We start from the raw sequence: 23169 nt of genomic DNA on the forward strand, positions 1-23169 counted from the left end.
CCATCGGGAAATACCTGCTTATTCTTCGCTGGTGTGCACTTTGCGGTGCAGGATCGCCTGGAATTCATCGGCGAAGGTGTAGTAGCGGCCCAGCAAGGTTTCGCTGCGCGCAGCAAAACGGTTGTAAGCGATGACCGCCGGGATCGCAGCGAACAGGCCGATCGCGGTGGCGATCAGGGCTTCGGCGATGCCCGGGGCAACGGTGGCCAGGGTCGCTTGCTGGGCGCTGGCCAGACCGCGGAAGGAGTTCATGATCCCCCAAACGGTACCGAACAGACCGATGTACGGGCTGACCGAACCGACGGTGGCGAGGAACGGCAGGCTCTGCTCGAGTTTCTCTTCTTCACGGGAGATTGCTACGCGCATGGCACGGGCGACACCTTCCATCACGGCTTCAGGATCGACACCTGGCTGCTGACGCAGACGGGAGAATTCCTTGAAGCCGGCACGGAAGATCTGCTCTACGCCCGAATCCGGATCAGGGTTGCTGCCGGCCTGACGGTACAGTTTCGACAGGTCGATACCCGACCAGAAGCGCTCTTCGAAGCTCTCCAGGGCGCGTCGACCGGCACGCAGCAAATTGCTGCGCTGAAAGATCATGATCCATGAGGTCACCGATGCGGCCACCAGGGTCAACATTACCAACTGCACCACGATGCTGGCATTGCTGACCAGGCTCCACATGGAGGAATGGTCGACGACGTTAGCTTCCACGCTTTATCTCCTGCTTTGAGTGTGTACCCGGGCCGACCGCGTCGGCGAAGGCCGCACGCAGGTCTTCGGGAAGGGCCCGGGGTTTCAAACTGTCGGTGCGCACGCAGGCCACCAAAAACTGCCCTTCGCAGAGCAGCACATTATCCGTGGCCCGCCTGACCTGCTGTCGGAAGCGCAGGCTGGCACGGTTCAATTCGATTACATCAGCGCTTACCAGCAATTCGTCGTCCAGTCGCGCCGGCGCGTGGTAGCGCGCTTCGCTGGAATGCACGACGAACAACAGGTCCTCTCCGGCAAGCACAGATTGGGCAAAGCCCAGCTCCCGTAGCCGCTCGGTTCGAGCCCGTTCCATAAACTTGAGGTAATTAACGTAATACACGATGCCGCCCGCATCGGTGTCCTCGTAATAAACGCGACAACGATGTGCGAACGGCTCAAGCCCGTTTTGCGCGCGCATACTCTAGTGCTTACTCCTCAGGTTGCCAATCCGGCCAGACAACTGTTTTTCGTGGTTTCAAAGCTTTAACGCAAAAGTACCGTCGTCTGACAGTACAAACCCTGAATAAATCACCAACAAATGTGTATCAATCGTCGACGGCGTCGAGAAACTCGTCTGCCACGGGCATCTCGCCCATGCGTGACGGAACATTCAAACCGAAATGCAGATAGGCATGCCGCGTCACCACCCTGCCCCGTGGCGTGCGCATGATGTAGCCCTGCTGGATCAGATACGGCTCAAGCACGTCTTCAATGGTGTGGCGTTCTTCACTGATCGCCGCCGCCAGACTGTCGATACCGACCGGGCCGCCGTCGAACTTCTCGATCATGGTCAGCAGCAGACGTCGGTCCTGATGATCGAAACCGTGTTCGTCGACGTCCAGCAGGTTCAGCGCCAGATCCGCCACCGCTTTGGTGATGTGACCCTTGGCGCGTACTTCGGCGAAATCGCGCACCCGCCGCAGCAGACGGTTGGCAATTCGCGGTGTGCCACGGGCGCGACGAGCGATCTCGAACGAACCTTCCGGGTCCAGCGGCAGGCCGAGAATCGCCGCCGAACGACTGACGATCGTTGCCAGATCCGCCGTGCTGTAGAACTCCAGCCGCTGGACGATACCGAAGCGATCACGCAACGGATTGGTCAGCATGCCCGCGCGAGTGGTGGCGCCGACCAGAGTGAAAGGCGGCAGATCGAGTTTGATCGAACGCGCCGCCGGCCCCTCGCCAATCATGATGTCGAGCTGGAAATCTTCCATCGCCGGGTACAGCACTTCTTCAACGATCGGCGACAGACGATGGATTTCGTCGATGAACAACACGTCGTGCGGCTCAAGATTGGTCAGCAACGCGGCCAGATCACCCGGGCGTTCCAGCACTGGCCCCGAGGTGCTTTTGATCGACACGCCCATTTCCTGGGCAATGATGTTCGCCAGCGTGGTCTTGCCCAACCCCGGCGGGCCGAAAATCAAGGTGTGATCGAGGGATTCGCTGCGGCCACGGGCGGCCTGGATAAACAGCTCCATCTGCTCGCGCACGGTCGGCTGGCCAATGTAGTCGGCCAGGCTGACCGGGCGGATGGCCCGATCCTGGACTTCTTCGCGCTCGCGCGGGCTGTGCGCGGCGGCGATCAGACGATCAGCTTCAATCACTTAAATCATTCCCTTCAGAGCGCGGCGGATCAGGTCTTCACTGCTCAGGTTCTTGTCTTTGATCGCGGAAATCGCTTTGCTCGCTTCCTGCGGCTTGTAGCCCAGGGAAATCAGCGCACTGACCGCATCGGTCTCGGCGCTGTTGACCGGCGCCGGGCCGTCCGGCTGATTCGGCACCAGCGCGAACATCGCCGGCGAAGTTTCCCAGGCCTTGAAGCGATCTTTCAATTCCACCAGCAAACGCTCGGCGGTTTTCTTGCCAACCCCCGGGACCTTGGTCAGCGCCGAAGTGTCCTGAGACTGCACGCAGCGCACCAACTCATCGACTTCCAGGCTCGACATCAACGCCAGCGCCAGTTTCGGTCCGACCCCGTTGAGACGGATCAGCTCGCGAAAGAAGTCTCGCTCACGCTTGCCGGCAAAACCATAGAGCAATTGCGCATCTTCGCGTACGACCAAATGGGTGTGCAGGGTCAGCGGTTCACCGACCGACGGCAACCGATAAAGCGTGGTCATCGGCACTTCCACCTCATAGCCGAGGCCGTTCACATCGAGAATCAGGTGCGGCGGCTGTTTCTCAGCCAGGGTGCCGCGCAAGCGTCCAATCACGTTTTGAATCCTTGAGCGCTGGCCAGCCGTGGGCTGGCGACGATTGAAGGTGGCTTGCGCGCCGGCAACACAGGCACCGCAAAGCCACTTTCAGGAAAATTGATGCTGATGCTATCAGAGACGCAGGCGCCCGCCACGACTGCGTGCGGTTCCCAGACCGTGCGGCAGCAGGCTGGAGCGAGTGTGCGCATGGCAAATGGCGATGGCCAGGGCGTCAGACGCGTCGATCTGCGGTTTGCTGGTCAATTTGAGCATGTGCATGACCATCATCTGCACCTGCTCCTTATTGGCCGCACCGGTGCCGACCACCGCCTGTTTGACTTGCGTGGCGGTGTACTCGGCGATTTCCAGACACTCTTCGGCGCCGGCGACAATCGCAGCACCGCGTGCCTGACCGAGCTTCAGCGCCGAGTCGGCGTTTTTCGCCATGAACACTTTTTCGATGCCCATGGTCACCGGGCCGTAGGTCTTGATGATTTCGCGCACGCCGCGATAGACGATCTGCAGACGCTCATGCAGCTCGCCGGAACCGGTGCGAATGCAGCCAGAGGCCACATAGATACAGCCACCCCGCCCGGTATCGCGAACGATCCCGTAACCGGTGATGCGCGAACCGGGGTCGATACCAAGGATTAAAGTCATAACGCCTGCAGATTCATAAAACGATTTACCTGACAGCCAATAGCAAATGTGGGAGCGAGCCTGCTCGCGAAGGCGGTATGTCAGCAGATACAGGTGCTGAATGACACACCGCTTTCGCGAGCAGGCTCGCTCCCACAATGAAGACTAGTCGCTTATCAGCCAAGCTGAGCGGCGACGTCTTCCGGGATGTCCGCGTTGGAGTAGACGTTCTGCACGTCATCCAGGTCCTCAAGCATGTCGATCAACTTGAGCACCTTCTCCGCACCTTCCAGATCCAGCTCGGCGCTGGTGGTCGGCTGCATGACGATTTCCGCGTCGTCGCCCTTGAACCCGGCCGCTTCCAGCGCGTTGCGCACCGCATAGAAACCGGTGAACGAGGTGAACACATCGATCGAACCGTCGTCGTGGGTGACCACGTCATCGGCATCGGCTTCCAGCGCCGCTTCGGTCAGTGCGTCTTCATCGACACCCGGGGCGAAACTGATCTGGCCCTTGCGCTCGAACAGATAGGCCACCGAACCGTCGGTGCCGAGGTTGCCGCCACACTTGCTGAACGCGTGACGCACCGCTGCGGCGGTACGGTTGCGGTTGTCGGTCATGCACTCGACCATCACCGCCACGCCGCCCGGGCCGTAACCTTCGTAGGTCAGTTCTTCAACGTTGTCCGCTTCAGTGGCGCCGGCACCGCGCGCGACGGCACGGTCGATGATGTCGCGGCTCATGTTGGCGCTCAACGCCTTGTCCAGGGCCAGGCGCAAACGTGGATTGGAACCCGGATCACCGCCACCCTGACGGGCCGCAACAGTCAGTTCACGGATCCACTTGGTGAAGATCTTGCCCCTCTTGGCATCCTGACGTTCTTTGCGGTGCTTGATGTTTGCCCACTTGGAATGACCTGCCATAACTTGCTCCGAATGCTCTTTGAAACCTTGCCCGCCCTGCTGGTGCAGCGGCCGGCAATAAAAAAATTCGACCTGAGAAAGAAAAAAGGCGCATCCGAAGATGCGCCTTCAGGCCCGTCTTACTCAGCCTTTGGCGTTTCGCGCAGGCGAATGTGCAGCTCGCGCAATGCCTTGGCATCCACTACGCCCGGAGCCTGCGTCATCACGTCGGCAGCACTCTGGGTTTTCGGGAAGGCGATCACTTCACGGATCGACTGGGCGCCGGTCATCAGCATCACCAGACGGTCCAGACCGAAGGCCAGACCACCGTGCGGCGGTGCACCGTACTTCAGCGCGTCGAGCAGGAAGCCGAATTTCTCTTCCTGTTCAGCTTCGTTGATGCCCAACAGACGGAATACCGCTTGCTGCATTTCCTTGCGGTGGATACGGATCGAACCGCCGCCCAGTTCGGTGCCGTTCAACACCATGTCGTACGCACGGGACAGTGCGCCGGCCGGGTTGGCTTCGAGTTCCTGCGGGGTGCACTTCGGTGCAGTGAACGGGTGGTGCAGCGCCGAGAAGCTGCCGTCGTCGTTCTCTTCGAACATCGGGAAGTCGACGACCCACATTGGCGCCCACTCGCAGGTCAGCAGCTTCAGGTCGTGACCGAGCTTGATCCGCAGCGCGCCCAGGGCTTCGCTGACGATCTTGGCCTTGTCGGCACCGAAGAACACGATGTCGCCATCGACCGCGCCAACGCGATCAAGGATCACGTTGAGCTTGTCTTCCGGGATGTTTTTCACGATCGGCGATTGCAGACCTTCAACACCGGCAGCACGCTCGTTGACCTTGATATACGCCAGGCCCTTGGCACCGTAGATGCCGACGAACTTGGTGTAGTCGTCGATCTGCTTGCGCGGCATGCTCGCCCCGCCTGGAACGCGCAGTGCGGCGATGCGGCACTTCGGATCGTTGGCCGGGCCGCTGAACACCTTGAAATCGACTTCTTTGAGCTGGTCGGCAACGTCGACCAGTTCCAGTGGAATACGCAGGTCCGGCTTGTCCGAACCGTAGCGGCGCATGGCTTCTTCGAAGGTCATGTGCGGGAATTCGCCGAATTCCAGATCCAGCACTTCCTTGAACAGGTTACGGATCATCTGCTCGGTCAGGCCCATGATCTCTTTTTCATCGAGGAAGCTGGTCTCGATGTCGATCTGGGTGAATTCCGGCTGACGGTCGGCACGCAGGTCTTCGTCGCGGAAGCACTTGGCGATCTGGTAGTAACGGTCGAAGCCGGCCACCATCAGCAGTTGCTTGAACAGCTGCGGCGATTGCGGCAGGGCGAAGAACGAACCGGCGTGGGTACGGCTCGGCACCAGATAGTCACGCGCACCTTCCGGAGTGGCCCGGGTCAGGATCGGCGTTTCGACGTCGAGGAAGCCGTTCTCGTCGAGGAAGCGACGGATGCTGGTGGTCATGCGCGAACGCAGACGCAGCTTCTCGGCCATTTCCGGACGACGCAAGTCGAGGAAGCGATAGCGCAGGCGGGTTTCTTCGCCAACGTCGGAGAACTCGTTGAGCGGGAACGGCGGGGTTTCCGACTCGTTCAGCACTTCCAGTTCATAACCGAGCACTTCGATCATGCCCGAAGCCATGTTGGCGTTGGTCGCGCCGGCCGGACGCAGACGCACCTTGCCGGTGATCTTCACGACGTATTCGCTGCGCACGCGGTCGGCGGCGGCGAAGCTCTCGGCGCGATCCGGATCGAACACCACCTGAGCCAGACCATCACGATCACGGATGTCGAGGAAAATCACCCCGCCGTGGTCGCGGCGACGGTGAACCCATCCGCAAAGGGTAATTTCCTGGCCTTCCAGGCTTTCGTTCAGTTGGCCGCAATAGTGGCTGCGCATCATGGTGTGGTTCGCTTCTCGTAATTCGAAATTCGGTGGAGATCCCGCCGCCATCATGCAGGGCGGAAACTCACGCGTGTCGTTCGTTCAGGGTTTGAACCCTAGTCAGCTTTGTCGCCACCGGCCAGATTCTTCTTGGCTCCGGTCTTGAAGTCGGTCTCGTACCAACCGTTGCCGCTGAGGCGAAAACCCGGCATGGACAGCTGCTTCTTCAGTTCGGGCGCCTGGCAGGCAGGGCAATCGACCAACGGTGCGTCGCTGATCTTCTGAATGGCTTCCAACTGATGACCACAGGAAGCACATTGGTAATCGTACATTGGCATGGAGGTGTCTCGGCGATCAGATTGCTGCCGCGCGCAGGGCTTTGCGGCGAAAGCGCGGGATTATATCGATTAAATGCGGGCTGTGCAGCCGTAACGCTGCACAGCCCGCAACCTCGTTGCAACCTCCGTTTCAGCGCGAAACTGCGGGTGCGAGATATTTGATCCCGTTCATGACACAAACGACCCGTACCAGCGCACTGAAATTCTTCACCCCGCCGTAACGCAGATGCACCTCACGATCGACGTGGGATAACAGTGTGCTGACCGAACAATGATTGTCCTCGGCCATGCCGCCGAGAATATTCCAGTAGACCTGCTCCAGGCGCAGGCAGGTCGCAAAACCATTGAGGCGAATCGACCGCGACAGCGGCCGGATCAGATTCATGTCGAACTCGCTGACAAACGGGTCGACTTTAATTACGTGCCGCGAAGCCGACATCCTGTCGCTTCGCCTGTCTCCTTCTACCATAGCGTTGACACTCCTTTGCCATGACTGCTGATTTATAAGGCAACATCCTGCGCCTTCATAAAAACCCAGTGACAAAATTAGCGCCATACGACTTGTTGACCAGCCTCGTAGGATAAGCCAACGACAACGGTAAGAGTCTGGAGAGCATGCGGACGACCTCACGCCGTCCGCAGCGCCTGGATCATTCCTCGAGCAGTGCGCGCAGCATCCACGCAGTTTTCTCGTGCACTTGCATGCGCTGGGTCAGCAGGTCAGCGGTCGGCTCATCGCTGACCTTGTCCAGCAGCGGGAAGATACCGCGCGCGGTACGGGTCACCGCTTCCTGGCCTTCGACCAATTGCTTGATCATGTCTTCGGCGCTCGGCACACCGACTTCTTCTTTAATAGAAGAAAGACGCGCGTAGGTCGCGTAGGCACCCGGCGCCGGGAAGCCCAACGCACGGATACGCTCGGCGATCGAATCGACGGCCAGCGCCAGCTCGTTGTATTGCTCTTCGAACATCAGGTGCAACGTGCGAAACATCGGGCCGGTGACGTTCCAGTGAAAGTTATGGGTTTTCAGATACAGCACATAGGTGTCCGACAGCAGTCGCGACAGCCCTTCGACGATGGATTTGCGGTCTTCTTCACTGATACCGATATCAATTGCCATGCTTACCCCCTAACAGTGATTGAATTCATCCAGCAGGTTCAGCTCCACTTTAGCAAGGCAAGCGCCGGCTCGCAGCTATCAATCCGTGATCTGACTGCGACAAATCGACCGCTTCTCTGCCGCTGGCCGGGCTGATTTGAGTAGCCGCAGGCTTTGCTGTTAAATAGGCAGTGTGTCGCCATGCCCTATTTTCCGGGGTGTTGCGCATAGGCTGATGCCGTGTACGTGTCCACCGCCTCTTATTTTGTCCTGAAGCGAACCGTGCGCCTTCAGCTCTTCCTTGTGAGCCGTCATAACGTGAGCCAATCAAAATGTTGAAAATCGTCCACCTGCTAATGGGCGCAGCAGCCTTGCTGCTGTCGTTCATACCCAGCCTGAAAGCCGAAGCCGTTCCTTACCTGCAACAGCCCGATGCACTTTACCTGGCCTTTTTCGGCCTGCTGAACCTGGTCATCGCTCCAGTGATTCCCTACTGGAACAAAGGCCCGCGCCAGCATCTGCAAAATCTGGTCAGCGCCCTTCTGGTCCTGACCGTCGTCCTGCAAACTTTGACCCTGATCGCACCAATGCCGGTCATCGCTGGCCAACCGGCGGTGTTGTTCAGCCTGGTGATCGCCCTGGTTGCCGTGTTGCTGCATCTGGCCGTGAGCTTCTACAAATCGTCACCGGCCGCTGCGCCGACTACCTATGACATGAGCAATCGCGATACCGGCACCGTGAAGTGGTTCAACACTTCCAAGGGTTTCGGGTTTATCTCCCGGGATTCCGGCGATGATATTTTCGTGCACTTTCGCGCCATTCGTGGCGAAGGCCACCGTGTTCTGGTCGAAGGCCAGCGCGTCGAGTTCTCGGTGATGAACCGCGACAAGGGCCTGCAAGCCGAGGACGTGATCGCCGCTCTGCCGCGTCGCTGATCCAAAGCAAAAAAAAACCGCGAACAGCCTGGCTGTTCGCGGTTTTTTTATGCCTGCCGAATGACTCAATAATGCGGCGGTGGCGCATCTTCTTCAAAAGCACCGAACTGCCCGACCATTTCTTCGTGACGCTTGATCAGCGCTTCCATCTGCAATTGCAAGCGCTCGATGACTTTCTGCTGGGCCACCAGCACATCGTTCAAAGCCTGAATGGTGTCATCCTGAAAGGCTAGACGGCTTTCCAGATCGGTTACGCGCTCTTTAAGGCTCATGACTCAGCCCTCCACAAAGGTGAATTCTTCGGTCAGCACCATACGCAAGCGCTCGCGAATGGCTGCTACCTGTTCCGCGCTGTACGGCTTGGCCGGGTGCCTGCCCCAGACCGGCGCCGGCCAAGCGGCATCGTCACGCTTACGCACGATCACATGCATGTGTAACTGACTGACAACGTTGCCCAGGGTTGCCACGTTCAGCTTGTCGGCGTCGAACGAATCCTTGAGCAACTCGGCAAGGGTGGTGGTTTCCCGCCAGAGCTGCTGCTGGTCGGCGACATCCAACTGAAACAACTCGCTTATATCCTCGCGACGAGGCACCAGGATGAACCACGGGTAATTGCTGTCGTTGGACAGCAACAGCCGGCACAACGGAAAGTCGCCGATGACCAGGGCGTCCTGTTGAAGTCGTGAATCCAAAGCAAACACTGTGAGTACTCCCGCTGATCTATGACTCAGCTTAGCGGCGGCGCCGTGAAAGCAGCGCGCCAAGCGACAGAACGGCAGCATACCTGCGAATGCAGCGGGCTTCACGCTTCCCTCCGACAGCAATTCAGTAAGCGCGCCGACATAAGACATTTATCTCGCCGACGCACCAATACAGCCCCGGACATGAGCCTTGACGTGAAGATGCGCATGAAAACCGCTGATCTGTCGACCCTCGAATCGGGCGGCGCCAGTTTTAGTCGGGCCCGATTGTGATTTTTTTGCACCAAAACTGCACAACACGTCTACGCTCAGTGGGTCGGGCATCCGCCAAATACTCAATGCGGGGTGAACCGGTAACATTTTTGGTTGTCCTGCGCGGCTTTAGTGCGTTGCAACATCATTGGGGGATCGTCGTCAAGCCCGCAACAAAACAGCCCCGAGGCCCCGTTTTCACAAGGTTTTCACATCTGCGAGCTGCACACAGAAAAATAACCGCAGCGTTTTTGCGGTTTGTGCACGTTTGTTGCATTCGTAACGGTATGGACTATAAGCGCACCATTGGAAGTGGTCGCCTGAAGCCAATAAAAACAGTGGCAGGGTTGCCCGATGGAGATTCAAGTGTTTTGCCAGGGACTCTTTTTTAGCGATGCAAAAGGCCCGGAAACAGCGATAAAGTTGTCAGTCCGGCTGCATCGGTACTGTGAATTTGCGACATCCAGCGCTTCCTTTGCGACAACGCCGTAAAGAAGCTGAAAGGTTGGTTTCGCAAGTATCGCCAACATTGTCGGCGTGATATAAGTTTGCGCCGACACAAAAAGAAAGAGCCGCCCAGATAATAAAACAGGTGGGACGGCAGTACTCTTCTAAAACCAAAGGAGCAAATCACGATGCGCGTGATGAAGTGGAGCATGATCGCACTGGCAGTTGCAGCAGCAGCCAGTTCGCAGTTGGCTACGGCCGCCCCGTTTGTAAGTGACCAGGCAGAAGCCAAAGGTTTCGTTGAAGATGCGACACTCACCGAGACGTTGAAGAACTACTACTTCAACCGCGACAACAAGAACGGTGGCCGTGACCAGAAAGACTGGACTCAGGGTTTCCTCGGCAACTTCACCTCCGGTTATACCCAGGGCACCGTGGGTGTAGGTATTGATGCCTACGGCTATCTGGCCTTGAAACTGGATGGCGGTGACGGTACTTCCGGTACTGGCAACATGAGCCGCAGCGATACCGTCAAGGCCAACGGCTATGCCCGTGACGTCAACGACAGTCAGGGCAAGGCAGGCGCTTCCATCAAGTTCCGCGTCTCCAAGACCGAACTGAAATTCGGCGACATGCAGCCAAGCACTTCTCCAGTGTTCGCTGTCGGCGGTTCCCGCATCCTTCCGCAAACTGCCACTGGCTTCCAGTTGCAGAGCAGCGAAGTGAAAGATCTGGACCTGGAAGCCGGCCACTTTTACTCCGGCTCCAGCCAGGACAAGAACGCACGCGATGGCGGCCTCTACGCTACCTACGCCGGTGTTGAAGCGAACAACATCGACTACTTCGGCGGCAAGTACTCGATCACTGACAACCTCACTGCATCGCTGTACGGCGCCAAGCTGGAAGACATCTGGAACCAGTACTACGCCAACGTGAACCTCACCACCCCGTTCGGTGGTGATACTTCGCTGAACACCGACTTCAACATCTACCGCACCACCGACACCGGTAGCGCCGAAGCGGGCGACATCAGCAACACCACGTTCTCGCTGGCAACCGCTTTGTCGTTCCTCAAAGCACACACCTTCACCCTGGCCTTCCAGAAGGTCAACGGTGATACCCCGTTCGACTATATCGGTGTGGGCAAGAACAACCGTGGTGGCGACTCGATCTTCCTTGCCAACTCCATCCAGTACTCTGACTTCAACGGCGCTGGCGAGAAGTCCGTGCAAGCCCGTTACGACCTGAAAATGGCCGAGTACGGCGTTCCTGGCCTGAGCTTCATGGTTCGTTACGTCAAAGGTTGGGATATCGACGGTACCAACACTCCAGCAGGCAGCGCTTACGCCGGTCTGTATGGCGAAGATGGCAAACACCACGAAACCAACTTTGAAGCCAAGTACGTTGTTCAGAGCGGCCCGGCCAAAGACTTGTCCTTCCGCATTCGTCAAGCATGGCACGTTGCCAACGCTGACGAAGGTGAAGGCGATGTCAAAGAGTTCCGCCTGATCACCGAGTACCCGCTGAACATCTTGTAATGATCAGTGGTTAGTTTCACAGCATAAAAAAAGGCCCATCTTCGATGGGCCTTTTTTTATCTTCACTTGTTTTAAAGACTGACTAGCAAAGCAAGTAGTTAGCTAGCAACCTATCATTGTGTTGCCGATTCCTGCACTACGCGTATAACCCGCTGCGGAAATGGAATATCAATACCAGCACTCTTCAAACGATCACGCGCCTGTTCATTGAACATGAACATCACATCCCAATAATCCGCAGTTTTTACCCAGACACGCAGGGAAACAGTGATCGAGCTATCACCCAATGTCGAAATCACCGCCTGTGGCTCCGGGTCCTGCATGACGCGGGGATCCTTGGCCAGATCCAGCAGTACTTGACGGGCCTTCTGCAGATCCGCTTCGTAATCCACGCCGACATCAAACACGACTTTGCGCGTTGGCTGACGGTTAGTGTTAGTGATGATGCCGTTCGACAGGTTGCCGTTGGGCAGGATGATGGTCTTGTTGTCGCCGGTACGCAGCACGGTGTGGAAAATCTGAATGCTGTCGACGGTACCCGCTACACCTTGGGCTTCGATCCAGTCACCGATGCGAAACGGGCGGAACAGCAGAATCAGCACGCCGCCAGCGAAGTTGGCCAGGCTGCCTTGCAAGGCCAAGCCAATCGCCAGTCCGGCAGCACCGATGGCCGCGACGAACGAGGTGGTTTCGACGCCGATCATCGACGCGACGCTGACAATCAGCAGCACCTTGAGAATGATATTGGCCAGGCTGCTGATAAAGCCTTGCAGCGCGAGGTCGGCATTGCGCAGAGCCAGCAGACCGCCGAGTTTTTGCGTGACCTTGTTGATCAGCCACCAGCCGATGGCCAAGGTAATCACTGCCAGCAGTACGCGGCTGCCGTATTCCATGATCATCGGGATCCACGCCTGGGACGCCTTGACCAGGTGGTCCACTTCCGCATTCAAATCCATGTTCTATCTCCTGATTTCCGGCTTCCCGGGTGTATTCAAAACAACTGTGGGAGCGAGCCTGCTCGCGAATGCGGCGTGTCAGTCAACTTTTCGCTGAATGAAACACCGCATTCGCGAGCAGGCTCGCTCCCACATAGCCTTCAGACCAAGCTTAGTCGCGGAAGTTGTTGAACTGCAGCGGCATGCCGAATTCCTTGGCACGCAGGGCCGCGATGGCTTCCTGCAAATCGTCGCGCTTCTTGCCGGTGACACGCACCTGCTCGCCCTGAATGGCGGCCTGAACCTTGAGCTTGGCTTCCTTGATGTGGCCGACGATTTTCTTTGCCAGCTCCTTGTCGATGCCTTCCTTGAGGATGGCGTCCTGCTTCATCAGTTTGCCGGAAGCGTAAGCATCCTTGACCTCAAGGCACTGCACGTCGATCTTGCGCTTGGTCAGCGCCAGCTTGAGGATTTCGATCATCGCTTCGAGCTGGAAAGCGGCTTCGGCGGTAAGGCTTACGGTCAGGTCCTTTTCCTTGAACTCGAAGCTGCCCTTGCCTTTCAGGTCATAACGACGATCGAGTTCCTTCACGGCGTTCTCGACCGCGTTGGTGAGTTCGTGTTTGTCCAGTTCGGATACCACGTCGAACGACGGCATGTAATCTCTCCAATAAAAAGGCGCGCTCGATGTGGATGGAGCGCGCTTGGCTTGCGGTTAAAATCGGGCTCATTATAACGGGTCTTTTCCTACCGATACGGCGAGCCGCACATGCCAGCAAGCAATCGAGCAAAAAACTGATGTCGACCACCTGGCACGTACTCGGCGCCGGCAGCCTCGGCACACTCTGGGCAACCCGTCTGGCTCGCGCCGGCTTGCCAGTGCGGCTGATCCTGCGCGATGCGGCGCGCTTGCACAGCTACGAGACAGTGGGCGGCTTGACCCTGGTAGAAAACGGACAAGCTCATACCTACGCAGTTCCCGGCGAAACCCCGGACAGCCCCGAACCGATTCGCCGATTGCTGGTTGCGTGCAAGGCCTATGACGCCGAAGAGGCCGTCGCCCGCCTCGCTTCCCGCCTCGCTCCGGACGCCGAACTGATCCTGCTGCAGAACGGCCTCGGCAGTCAGGACGCCGTCGCCGCGCGGGTGCCGCAGGCGCGTTGCATCAGCGCCTCCAGCACCGAGGGCGCGTTTCGTGATGGCGATTGGCGCGTGGTGTTTGCCGGCCACGGGTTCAACTGGCTGGGCGATGCGGCAAATCCGCTGGCGCCGGTCTGGCTGGATGATCTGCAAGCGGCGAACATTCCCCATGAATGGAGCGCTGACATCCTCACTCGACTGTGGCGCAAACTGGCGCTGAACTGCGCGATCAACCCGCTGACCGTGCTCCACGATTGCTGTAACGGCGGGCTGAGCGAGCATCACTGCGAAGTCGCCACGCTCTGCGCCGAACTGGCTGAACTGCTGGAGAGCTGCGGCCAGCCGGCTGCGGCGGAAAACGTGCAAGCGGAAGTCGAACGAGTGATCCACGCCACCGCCGCCAATTACTCTTCGATGTATCAGGACGTCGCCAACCAGCGCCGCACCGAGATCAGCTATCTGTTGGGCCACGCCTGCAAAGTTGCCGAGCGCCATCAGTTGCATCTGCCGCATCTGCACCAGTTGCAGCAACGTTTGGTGGCGCATCTGCGCAAGCGTGGATTGCCCAGCGACTGAGCAGCCGCTAGGCTGACGACTTGTTCCCCTGCTGCGATAAACCTGATGCCATTGCGCCAGCGCCTTGAAAACCTGCCGGTCGGCCAGAAACTGCTGGCGGCCCTGCTGGTGTTGTTGACCACGGTTCTGCTCGTCGCCAACCTGACCTTTATCAGCGCCGCCTATTACATTTCCCAGGAAAGCATGGCGCCACAGGCCTTGCAGACCATCGGCCGGTTGATTGCCAATCCGAGTCTGGTCAGCGATGCGCTGGAGTCGCCGCGCAGCGCCGAGCGCCTGCTCAAGGAGCTCGACAGTTATTCACCGCTGCGCGCCGCCGCCCTGTATGACGGCAAGGGTGAACGCCTGGCGCAAGTGCAGCGCGGCGAAAAACTCAGCCTCCCCGAGCGCTACCGCCACGTCGAAGCCTGGCAACTCACCGAGTTCCGCAGCAACCAACTGATCACCCTGCCCCGCCCCGGCGCCGCGCCGGGGCATCTGTTGCTGGTCGCCAGCAGCGAACTGCCGATGGCGTTCTACACCGGCACTCTGACCGCAAGCCTCGGCATCCTGATCTTCAGCGTCTTGCTGTGGCTGGTCATCGCCCGGCAGATCAAGCGCCTGATTACCCGGCCGATTCACCAGTTGGAGGAATTGTCCCGGCAGGTCACCCGCGAAGAGAACTACGCCCTGCGCGCCGCGCGCGGCAACCACGACGAAATCGGCAGTCTGGCCGAGGCGTTCAACACCATGCTTTCGCGCATCGAAGCCCGCGAGCAGCAATTGAAACGCGCCCGCGACGACTCGCAGGCCGCCTACGATCAGGCGCAGGGGCTGGCCGAGGAAACCCGCCACACCAACCGCAAACTGGAACTCGAAGTCCAGGTGCGCAGCAAGATCGAGAAGAAGCTCACCGGCTTCCAGAATTACCTCAACAGCATCATCGACTCGATGCCGTCGGCGCTGATCGCCCTCGACGAGCAGCTCTACGTCACCCAGTGGAACCAAGAGGCCAGCGCGCTCTCCGGCACGCGCCTGGACGAGGCGCTGAATCAGCCGATCTTCCTCGCCTTCGAACCGCTCAAGCCGTTTTTGCCGCAGCTCAAGGCCACCGTCGAACAGCACACCGTGGCTAAAGTCGATCGGGTGACCTGGTTCAAGGACGATGAACCCAAGCATTACGCGCTGACGTTTTACCCACTGATGGGCGGTGCCGGGCGTGGCGTGGTGATCCGTATCGATGACATCACTCAGCGTCTGTCGCTGGAAGAAATGATGGTGCAGTCGGAGAAGATGCTCTCGGTCGGTGGCCTCGCGGCCGGCATGGCCCATGAAATCAACAACCCGCTCGGCGCGATCCTGCACAACGTGCAGAACATTCGCCGGCGTCTGTCGGCGGATCTGCCGAAGAACATCGAGACTGCCGAACAACTGGGCATCGAACTGGACACTGTGAACCGCTACCTGCAAGGCCGCGAAGTCCCGCAACTGCTCGACGGCATTCAACAGGCCGGCGCCCGCGCGGCGAAAATCGTCACGCACATGCTCAGCTTCAGCCGCCGCAGCACCCGGCAAATGGCGCCGTGCGATCTGCCGGCGCTGATCGATCAAGCCGTGGAAATCGCCGGTAACGACTTCGATCTGGCCATCGGTTTCGACTTCAAGGGCCAGGCGATCATCCGCCAGTTCGACCCGGCACTGGGTCCAGTGCCGGGCACCGCCAACGAGTTGGAACAGGTGTTGCTCAACCTGCTGAAAAACGCCGCGCAGGCGATTCATCAGCGCGAAGACGACAGCGAGCCGGGCCGGATCATTTTGCGCACCAGGCTCAATCCGCCGTGGGCCGAGATTCAAGTCGAAGACAACGGCATCGGCATGAGCGAGAACGTGCGCAAGCGCACTTTCGAGCCGTTCTTTACCACCAAGGAAATCGGCCAGGGCACCGGCCTTGGCCTGTCGGTGTCGTACTTCATCATCACCAACAATCACAAAGGCCAGATGGAAGTGCAGTCGGCGCCCGGCCAGGGCACTTGCTTCACCCTGCGTCTGCCGCTGGTGCAGCCTGCGCCATTGACCACCGAAACCAATTCACTACCGAGGTAACCCATGGGCTTTCGCTTGTCGAAGATCTACACCCGCACCGGCGACAAAGGCGAAACAGGCCTCGGTGACGGCCGTCGCGTCCCCAAGGATCACCCGCGCATCGACGCGATCGGCGAGGTCGATACGCTGAACAGTCAGGTCGGCGTGCTGCTGGCCGGTTTGCTCGCCGAGCGCGAAGTGCATCCGGGGCTGAATGAAATCATCGAAGTGTTGGCGCCTTGTCAGCATCGCCTGTTCGACCTCGGTGGCGAACTGGCGATGCCGGAATATCAGGCGTTGAACGAGGCCGAAATCGAGCGGCTGGAAGCGGCCATCGATGTATGGAATGAAGAGCTGGGGCCGCTGGAGAATTTCATCTTGCCGGGTGGTTCGATGCTGATTGCGCAGGCACATGTCTGCCGCAGTCTGGCGCGCAGTGCCGAACGCCGCTGTCAGCATTTGAATGCGCTGGAGCCGTTGGCCGGGGTTGGCCTGGCGTATATCAATCGGTTGTCGGATTTGCTGTTTGTTGTGGCGCGGTTGATTGCGCGGCGGCAAGGGGTGGCGGAGATTTTGTGGCAGCCGGCTGTGAAACCTGAAGGGAAGTAGCGCCTGATATACCGCCATCGCTGGCAAGCCAGCTCCCACAGGGATCCAGATCGTTCACAAACGTTGTGTACACCCATAACCTGTGGGAGCTGGCTTGCCAGCGATGGGGCAAGCAGTCCTTACACTGGATCAGGCCAGAACGCCCGAATCCCCGCCACTCCCTGAGCCCCAACACCCCAGGCTTTCTCGCGCTCCGCCGGCCCTACTCCACCGAGCAGAAACACCGGTTTACTGAAACCGTCAATCAACGCCCCCGCCTGCTCCCACCCCAACGGCTGTGCATCCGGGTGCGTCAGCGTAGGCTGTACCGGCGACAGGGTGACAAAGTCGACGCCCATCTGCTCGGCCAGCGCCAGCTCTTCAGCGTTATGGCACGACGCCGCGAGCCAGCGCTCAGCCGGCAACGGACGTCCTGCCGCCGCGTATTTACGCAGTTGGGCTGCGGTGATGTGCCAGCCGGCAGACGGGAAATCGCCGAGCCATTCGAACGGCCCTTTGATCATCAACTGCGCCTTGCCGGCGCACAGGCCCACCGCGTCGACCGCCAGATCACGGTATTTCGGGTCGTAGCCGTTGGGTGCGCGCAGCTGGATCAATTTGATTCCGCCGGCAATCGCTTTCTGGATGCCGCGCAACAAGGCCGGGCCTTCCAGATCTTCGGGAGTGATCAAGTATTCGGCAGGCAAGCGCGCCGCCGCGACGATCGGCTGATTGGCCGCCGGGAACTCATAGTCAATCAATTCCCTGGCAGTGACCCAAGCCAGTGGCTGGCCTTCCGCACCGTGGGGTTCGCCGCTGAACGCTGATACTTCCCAGACATCCAGCAAGACCTGTTTGTCCGGGTAATCGTGGCAAACCTTGATCAGCGGCCGGGCAGCATCAACGACGATGCCCAGCTCTTCGTGCAGCTCGCGAGCCAGTGCCGATTCGACAGACTCGTCAGCCTCGACCTTGCCACCGGGAAACTCCCACAAGCCGCCCTGATGCTGGGTGTCGGCACGGCGGGCGATAAGGATTTTGCCGGCGCCGTCACGAATGACGGCAGCGGCGACGTGGACGCGTTTCACGGGTTCAATTCCTCCAGTCCAGCCTTTTGCCACGCTTTGAAGGCGGGCCATTGGTAGACGGTTTCAACATAGGCTTCGTCGACCGCCGGCAGCTTCACCTGATAGGTGCGCAAGCGCACGGCGATCGGCGCGAAAAAGGCATCGGCAAGGCTGACACGACCGAACAGGTACGGCCCCTCTTCCGTCGCTGCCGCGCGGCATTCGGCCCACAGCGCGAGCATGCGTTCGATATCGACCTTCACTTCTGGCGGCACCGGGTTCAGCGGTGCGTCCTGGCTCAGGTTGAACGGCATGTGGTTACGCATGGCGAAGAAGCCGCTGTGCATTTGTGCGCAGGCCGAGCGTGCCTGGGCGCGGGCGAAGGTATCGCTCGGCCAGAGTTGCTCGGACGGAAACTGTTCGGCGAGGTACTCAGCAATGGCCAGCGAATCGGCGATGGTGCCACGGGTGGTTTGCAGCAGCGGCACCTTGCCGGTCGGCGAATGCTTGAGCAGGCGCTCGCGGGTGTCGGGCTTGCCGAGCTTGATCAGCTCTTCGCTGTAGGGTGCGCCGGTCAGGTCCAGCGCCAGTGCCGCACGCAGGGACCAGGAGGAAAGCAGTTTGTCGCCGATGATCAGGTGCAGGGACATGGTGTGGCGCCTTTTCGTCAGAGGAATGCTTCTGAATGGGTTGTGTCCGGATCGCCGTTTTCGCGAGCAGGCTCGCTCCCACAGAAAACCGAACTGCAGCGAGAATACCCTGTGGGAGCGAGCCTGCTCGCGAATGGAGCGGCTCGGTCCCGGATCAGGTCAAGTACGGTATTCAGCGTTGATCTTCACGTACTCATGCGACAGGTCGGTGGTCCAGATGGTTTCGCTGCAATCACCACGGCCCAGTTCGATGCGGATGGTGATTTCTTCCTGCTGCATCACTGCCGAGCCCTGGGCTTCAGTGTAGGTCGCGGCGCGGGCGCCACGGCTAGCGATGCACACGTCGCCGAGGAACACATCGATCTTGCTCACGTCCAGGTCCGGCACGCCGGCACGGCCCACGGCAGCGAGGATACGGCCCCAGTTCGGGTCAGAGGCGAACAGCGCGGTCTTGATCAACGGCGAGTGGGCCACGGTGTAACCAACGTCCAGGCATTCCTGATGGTTGCCGCCGCCATTCACTTCAACGGTAACGAATTTGGTCGCGCCTTCGCCGTCACGCACGATGGCCTGGGCGACATCCATGCACACTTCGAACACGGCTTGTTTCAGCTTGGCGAACAGCTCGCCTTCAGCGCGGGTGATTTCCGGCAGCGCGGCCTTGCCAGTGGCGATCAGCATGCAGCAATCGTTGGTCGAAGTGTCGCCGTCGATGGTGATGCGGTTGAACGACTTGTTGGCGCCGTCGAGCATCAGGTTGTGCAGCACCTCGCGGGAGACCTTGGCGTCGGTAGCAATGTAACCGAGCATGGTCGCCATGTTCGGGCGAATCATGCCGGCGCCTTTGCTGATGCCGGTGACGGTGATGGTCACGCCGTCATGCTCGAACTGGCGGCTGGCGCCCTTCGGCAGGGTATCGGTGGTCATGATCCCGGTGGCGGCGGCTTCCCAGTTGTTCTCCGACAGATCATCCAGCGCGGCTTGCAGTGCGCCTTCGATTTTTTCGACCGGCAGCGGCTCGCCGATCACACCGGTGGAGTACGGCAGAATCTGGCTGGCATCGACGCCGGTCAGCTCAGCCAGTTTAGCGGTGGTGCGCTCGGCGGCGGCCAGGCCCGGTTCGCCGGTGCCGGCGTTGGCATTGCCGGTGTTGGTCAGCAAGTAACGCACGTCATTGTGCACGCGCTTTTTCGCCAGGATCACCGGCGCGGCGCAGAACGCGTTCAGGGTGAACACGCCAGCCACGGTCGAACCTTCAGCACAGCGCATCACTACCACATCCTTGCGCCCCGGGCGCTTGATGCCGGCCGAGGCGATACCGAGTTCAAAACCGGCAACCGGGTGCAACGTTGGCAAAGGACCAAGACCAACAGCCATGAATGCGCTCCTTACTCAATGATGTCAGCACCGCCACGGGAAAGGACGGTGGGATAAATGGCAAAACGCCGCGACGGCAGGAGCCGGTCGCGGCGCGGGGTGTTCAGCGATTGAAACGGGTTTTACTGGATCTGCCCGTGGCAATGCTTGTATTTCTTGCCCGAACCGCAGTAGCACAGTTCGTTGCGGCCCAGCTTCTGCTCGTTGCGAACCGGGGCAGCGGCGGTGGCCAGTGCCACATCGACCTCTTCACCCAACGCTTCCGGCTGATCCAGCCCAGGCGCTTCGGCGTGTTCGAACTGCATGCGCGCCGCCAGTGCTTCGGCCTCCTGACGCAGACGTTGCTCTTCGGCTTCCGGATCTTCGCGACGAACCTGAACATGCGAAAGCACGCGGATCGAGTCGCGCTTGATCGAATCGAGCAGCTCGGAGAACAGCGTGAAAGATTCGCGCTTGTATTCCTGCTTCGGGTTCTTCTGCGCATAGCCGCGCAGGTGAATGCCGTGACGCAGGTGATCCATGGTCGACAGGTGATCTTTCCACAGGTCGTCGAGTACGCGCAGGACGATCTGCTTCTCGAACGAGCGCAGCGCCTCGGCACCGGCCTGATCTTCCTTCTCGTTGTACGCCGCCATCAGCTCGGTCATGAGCTTCTCGCGCAGGGTTTCTTCGTACAGGTGATCGTCTTCGTCGAGCCATTGCTGGATCGGCAGTTTCACGCCGAAATCGCTTTCGATCGACGCTTCCAGGCCGGCCACGTCCCACTGCTCTGGCAGCGATTGCGGCGGAATGTGGGCGCTGACGGTAGCGTTGAGCACGTCCTGACGGAAGTCGGCGATGGTTTCACCGATGTTGTCGGCGGCCAGCAACGTGTTACGCATGTGATAGATCACTTTACGCTGTTCGTTGTTGACGTCGTCGAACTCGAGCAGTTGCTTGCGGATGTCGAAGTTGCGGCCTTCAACCTTGCGCTGCGCCTTCTCGATCGCGTTGGTCACCATACGGTGCTCGATCGCTTCGCCCGGCTGCATGCCCAGGGCTTTCATGAAGTTCTTCACGCGGTCGGAGGCGAAGATGCGCATCAGGCTGTCTTCCAGCGACAGGTAGAAGCGGCTCGAACCGGCATCGCCCTGACGGCCGGCACGGCCACGCAGCTGGTTGTCGATACGGCGCGATTCGTGACGCTCGGAAGCGATCACCTGCAAGCCGCCGGATTCCAATACTTGCTGGTGACGCTTCTGCCAGTCGGCCTTGATCTGGGCGATCTGCTCAGGAGTCGGGTTCTCCAGCGAAGCGACTTCCACTTCCCAGTTACCGCCCAACAGGATGTCGGTACCACGACCGGCCATGTTGGTGGCGATGGTCAGCGCACCCGGACGACCGGCCTGAGCGATGATTTCAGCTTCTTTTTCGTGGAACTTGGCGTTCAGAACCTTGTGTTCGATGCCTTCTTTGACGAGCAATTCGGACATGTGCTCGGACGTCTCGATGGTCGCGGTACCCACCAGCACCGGACGACCGGCGGCCATGCTTTCCTTGATGTCCGCGACGATCGCAGCGTATTTCTCTTCGGCGGTGAGGAACACCAGGTCGTTGTAGTCCTTACGCGCCAACGGTTTGTTCGGCGGAATGACCATGACTTCCAGACCGTAGATCTGGTGGAATTCGAACGCTTCGGTGTCGGCGGTACCGGTCATGCCGGACAGCTTGGTGTACAAACGGAAGTAGTTCTGGAAAGTGGTCGAGGCCAGGGTCTGGCTCTCGGCCTGGATGTTCAGACCTTCCTTGGCTTCGATAGCCTGGTGCAGGCCTTCGGACAGACGACGACCCGGCATAGTACGACCGGTGTGTTCGTCGACCAGTACGACCTGACCGTCCTGGACGATGTATTCGATATTGCGGTTGAACAGTTTGTGCGCACGCAGACCGGCATAGACGTGGGTCAGCAGGCCAAGGTTGTGCGCCGAGTACAGGCTCTCGCCTTCGGCCAGCAGGCCGACGCGGGTGAGCATTTCTTCGATGAACTGGTGACCGGCTTCGTTGAGTTCGACCTGACGGGTCTTTTCGTCAACGGTGTAGTGGCCGGCCTTGGTGACCTGGCCTTCGACTTCCTCGACGTGCAGTTCCAGCTGCGGGATCAGCTTGTTGATCTCCATGTACAGCTTGGAGCTGTCCTCGGCCTGACCGGAAATGATCAGCGGGGTACGCGCTTCGTCGATGAGGATGGAGTCGACTTCGTCGATCACGGCAAAGTTGAGTTCGCGCTGGAATTTTTCATCCATGCTGAACGCCATGTTGTCGCGCAGGTAGTCGAAACCGAATTCGTTGTTGGTGCCGTAGGTGATGTCGGCGGCGTAGGCGGCACGCTTTTCTTCCGGCGGCTGGAACGGCGTCACGACGCCGACGGTCAGGCCGAGGAATTCATACAGCGGGCGCATCCAGTTGGCGTCACGGCGGGCCAGGTAGTCGTTCACGGTCACCACGTGCACGCCCTTGCCGGACAGTGCGTTGAGGTAAACACCCAGGGTGGCCACGAGGGTCTTGCCCTCACCGGTGCGCATTTCGGCAATCTTGCCTTCGTGCAGAGTCATGCCGCCGACGAGTTGCACGTCGAAGTGGCGCATGCCCATCACACGCTTGCCGGCCTCGCGGGCGACGGCGAAGGCTTCCGGCAACAGCTTGTCGAGGGTCTCCCCTTTGGCGATACGGGCCTTGAACTCGGCGGTCTTGGCGCGCAATTGATCGTCCGAAAGGGCCACCATTTGCTCTTCGAAGGCATTGACGAGCTGCACCGTCTTGAGCATGCGTTTGACTTCACGCTCGTTCTTGCTTCCAAAAAGTTTCTTTAACAAAGGCGCAAACATATCGGCAGGATCTTCCACACTAAAGGGATGGAGGGCGGCCCCGTGAGTCGCCCGTGCAGCCCTCATGGCCGCATGCGAACGAGCATTCTACCCGGAAACGGTGGTGAGGAAAGTGGCGATGTTCCACGATGCTGGCACTGCGCTTTGACGGGGCTCACTTAAAATAGGGGCGTTTTGCTCAACTTCAACCCGTCGAGGGAAAGAAGTCAG

General features: G+C 59.5%; 23 protein-coding genes. 5 read left to right on the plus strand and 18 right to left on the minus strand.

Going from position 1 to position 23169, the window contains the following annotated elements:
* Positions 1-18 precede the first annotated feature (18 nt).
* The 10 genes from tolQ to BXA01_RS09400 form a co-directional block, all read right to left on the minus strand.
* Complete coding sequence (gene tolQ, locus BXA01_RS09355) at positions 19-714, minus strand: protein TolQ (RefSeq protein WP_008080223.1); 696 nt, start codon at positions 712-714, stop codon at positions 19-21.
* Positions 704-1171: a tol-pal system-associated acyl-CoA thioesterase gene (ybgC, locus tag BXA01_RS09360; protein WP_024014086.1), complete on the minus strand. Its 468-nt coding sequence runs from the start codon at positions 1169-1171 to the stop codon at positions 704-706. The genes tolQ and ybgC overlap by 11 nt, the downstream gene beginning before the upstream one ends.
* A 127-nt stretch (positions 1172-1298) precedes the next feature.
* A complete protein-coding gene (gene ruvB / locus BXA01_RS09365; RefSeq protein ID WP_024014087.1) occupies positions 1299-2360 on the minus strand; it encodes a Holliday junction branch migration DNA helicase RuvB in 1062 nt (353 codons plus the stop codon).
* Positions 2361-2969, minus strand: coding sequence for a Holliday junction branch migration protein RuvA (gene ruvA, locus BXA01_RS09370; RefSeq protein WP_024014088.1), 609 nt, complete (start codon positions 2967-2969; stop codon positions 2361-2363).
* A 114-nt stretch (positions 2970-3083) separates the two neighbouring features.
* The gene (ruvC, locus tag BXA01_RS09375; protein ID WP_016773501.1) at positions 3084-3611 is read right to left on the minus strand and encodes a crossover junction endodeoxyribonuclease RuvC; all 528 of its coding nucleotides are present in this window, start codon (positions 3609-3611) and stop codon (positions 3084-3086) included.
* Between the two features lie 155 nt (positions 3612-3766).
* On the minus strand, positions 3767-4513 hold the full coding sequence (locus BXA01_RS09380) for a YebC/PmpR family DNA-binding transcriptional regulator (protein WP_076563942.1): 747 nt from the start codon (positions 4511-4513) through the stop codon (positions 3767-3769).
* Between the two features lie 119 nt (positions 4514-4632).
* Complete coding sequence (gene aspS, locus BXA01_RS09385; RefSeq protein ID WP_064365013.1) at positions 4633-6408, minus strand: aspartate--tRNA ligase; 1776 nt, start codon at positions 6406-6408, stop codon at positions 4633-4635.
* A gap of 98 nt (positions 6409-6506) precedes the next feature.
* Positions 6507-6728 carry an FmdB family zinc ribbon protein gene (locus BXA01_RS09390; RefSeq protein ID WP_016773499.1) on the minus strand — a complete coding sequence of 74 codons (222 nt, stop codon included), beginning with the start codon at positions 6726-6728 and terminating at the stop codon, positions 6507-6509.
* 130 nt (positions 6729-6858) lie between these two features.
* Complete coding sequence (locus tag BXA01_RS09395; RefSeq protein WP_076563943.1) at positions 6859-7197, minus strand: ribbon-helix-helix domain-containing protein; 339 nt, start codon at positions 7195-7197, stop codon at positions 6859-6861.
* 181 nt (positions 7198-7378) lie between these two features.
* A complete protein-coding gene (locus BXA01_RS09400; protein WP_016773497.1) occupies positions 7379-7849 on the minus strand; it encodes a Dps family protein in 471 nt (156 codons plus the stop codon).
* A 311-nt stretch (positions 7850-8160) separates the two neighbouring features.
* Here BXA01_RS09400 and BXA01_RS27415 point away from each other — a divergent pair, with 311 nt between their 5' ends.
* Complete coding sequence (locus BXA01_RS27415) at positions 8161-8763, plus strand: cold-shock protein (RefSeq protein WP_016773496.1); 603 nt, start codon at positions 8161-8163, stop codon at positions 8761-8763.
* A gap of 65 nt (positions 8764-8828) precedes the next feature.
* Here BXA01_RS27415 and BXA01_RS09410 read toward each other — a convergent pair whose 3' ends face one another.
* On the minus strand, positions 8829-9035 hold the full coding sequence (locus BXA01_RS09410; protein ID WP_076563944.1) for a SlyX family protein: 207 nt from the start codon (positions 9033-9035) through the stop codon (positions 8829-8831).
* A gap of 3 nt (positions 9036-9038) precedes the next feature.
* Positions 9039-9464 carry an HIT family protein gene (locus BXA01_RS09415; protein WP_076563945.1) on the minus strand — a complete coding sequence of 142 codons (426 nt, stop codon included), beginning with the start codon at positions 9462-9464 and terminating at the stop codon, positions 9039-9041.
* Positions 9465-10351: 887 nt separating this feature from the next.
* Here BXA01_RS09415 and BXA01_RS09420 point away from each other — a divergent pair.
* Positions 10352-11701 carry an OprD family porin gene (locus BXA01_RS09420; RefSeq protein ID WP_076563946.1) on the plus strand — a complete coding sequence of 450 codons (1350 nt, stop codon included), beginning with the start codon at positions 10352-10354 and terminating at the stop codon, positions 11699-11701.
* A gap of 113 nt (positions 11702-11814) precedes the next feature.
* Here BXA01_RS09420 and BXA01_RS09425 read toward each other — a convergent pair whose 3' ends face one another.
* Both BXA01_RS09425 and BXA01_RS09430 read right to left on the minus strand, forming a co-directional pair.
* Positions 11815-12657 carry a mechanosensitive ion channel family protein gene (locus tag BXA01_RS09425; RefSeq protein ID WP_076563947.1) on the minus strand — a complete coding sequence of 281 codons (843 nt, stop codon included), beginning with the start codon at positions 12655-12657 and terminating at the stop codon, positions 11815-11817.
* Between the two features lie 151 nt (positions 12658-12808).
* A complete protein-coding gene (locus BXA01_RS09430; protein WP_016773491.1) occupies positions 12809-13294 on the minus strand; it encodes a YajQ family cyclic di-GMP-binding protein in 486 nt (161 codons plus the stop codon).
* Between the two features lie 140 nt (positions 13295-13434).
* Between BXA01_RS09430 and BXA01_RS09435 the strand changes: the two genes are divergently transcribed.
* Genes BXA01_RS09435 through BXA01_RS09445 form a run of 3 tightly spaced genes read left to right on the plus strand, consistent with a single transcriptional unit; the run spans position 13435 to position 17022 of the window.
* The gene (locus BXA01_RS09435; protein WP_076563948.1) at positions 13435-14352 is read left to right on the plus strand and encodes a putative 2-dehydropantoate 2-reductase; all 918 of its coding nucleotides are present in this window, start codon (positions 13435-13437) and stop codon (positions 14350-14352) included.
* A gap of 45 nt (positions 14353-14397) precedes the next feature.
* The gene (locus BXA01_RS09440; protein WP_076563949.1) at positions 14398-16434 is read left to right on the plus strand and encodes a sensor histidine kinase; all 2037 of its coding nucleotides are present in this window, start codon (positions 14398-14400) and stop codon (positions 16432-16434) included.
* Positions 16435-16437: 3 nt separating this feature from the next.
* A complete protein-coding gene (locus BXA01_RS09445; RefSeq protein ID WP_076563950.1) occupies positions 16438-17022 on the plus strand; it encodes a cob(I)yrinic acid a,c-diamide adenosyltransferase in 585 nt (194 codons plus the stop codon).
* 119 nt (positions 17023-17141) lie between these two features.
* Here the strand turns inward: BXA01_RS09445 and BXA01_RS09450 are convergent, their stop codons facing one another.
* The 4 genes from BXA01_RS09450 to secA all read right to left on the minus strand — a co-directional run bounded on the left by BXA01_RS09450 (position 17142) and on the right by secA (position 22959).
* Positions 17142-18089, minus strand: a complete 948-nt coding sequence (locus tag BXA01_RS09450) for a Nudix family hydrolase (protein ID WP_076563951.1) — start codon at positions 18087-18089, stop codon at positions 17142-17144.
* Positions 18086-18718, minus strand: a complete 633-nt coding sequence (locus tag BXA01_RS09455) for a glutathione S-transferase family protein (RefSeq protein ID WP_016773486.1) — start codon at positions 18716-18718, stop codon at positions 18086-18088. Before BXA01_RS09455 ends, BXA01_RS09450 begins: the two co-directional genes overlap by 4 nt.
* Positions 18719-18877: 159 nt before the next feature.
* Positions 18878-20095, minus strand: coding sequence for a bifunctional glutamate N-acetyltransferase/amino-acid acetyltransferase ArgJ (gene argJ / locus BXA01_RS09460; protein WP_076563952.1), 1218 nt, complete (start codon positions 20093-20095; stop codon positions 18878-18880).
* Positions 20096-20217: 122 nt separating this feature from the next.
* The gene (secA, locus tag BXA01_RS09465; RefSeq protein ID WP_038861039.1) at positions 20218-22959 is read right to left on the minus strand and encodes a preprotein translocase subunit SecA; all 2742 of its coding nucleotides are present in this window, start codon (positions 22957-22959) and stop codon (positions 20218-20220) included.
* Positions 22960-23169 lie beyond the last annotated feature (210 nt).

The sequence above is a fragment of the Pseudomonas sp. B10 genome (assembly GCF_900156235.1).
Classification (GTDB): Bacteria; Pseudomonadota; Gammaproteobacteria; order Pseudomonadales; family Pseudomonadaceae; genus Aquipseudomonas; species Aquipseudomonas siliginis.